The organism is Eggerthella sp. AM16-19, assembly GCF_003474385.1.
Taxonomy (GTDB): domain Bacteria; phylum Actinomycetota; class Coriobacteriia; order Coriobacteriales; family Eggerthellaceae; genus Senegalimassilia.
In genome coordinates, this window is record NZ_QUCY01000028.1 from 1 (window position 1) to 511 (window position 511).

General features: G+C 71.0%; 1 protein-coding gene. It reads left to right on the top strand.

The window, feature by feature from the left end:
* The coding region (locus tag DW178_RS11445; protein WP_199669290.1) for a hypothetical protein at positions 1-511 on the top strand (511 nt) is incomplete at both ends.

Here is a 511-nt window from a genome sequence, read left to right on the forward strand (position 1 = left end):
AGGGCAACTACGCCGGCAGCGTCGAGCGCGCGTACCGCATCACGCCCGCGCCGCTGACGGTGAGCACGCCGAGCGCCTCCAGGGTTTACAACGGCAACGCCCTGACCGCCGCCGGCACCATCTCCGGCTTCGTCAACGGCGAGTCCGCTCCCTTCGAGACCACCGGCTCCCAGACTGAGGTGGGCACGAGCGACAACGCCTACGCCATCGACTGGGCGGCGGCAGGCGCCACCGCCAAGCAGGCGAACTACGCGGTCTCCGAATCCATCGGCAAGCTGACCGTCACCGAATCCGCCGATGAGGTGGTCGTGACCACCACGGGCGGCACGTTCGCCTACGACGGCGCGTCCCACGGCGCCGCCGTGACGGTCGGCGCCCTGCCCGAGGGCTACACGCTCGAGGCCGCCGCGTCCAGCGCGACGGCGACGAGCGTCTCCGACGGCGAGGTTGCGGCCACGGCCGACGTGCTCGTCATCAAGAACGCCCAGGGCGAGGACGTCACCTCCAAGCT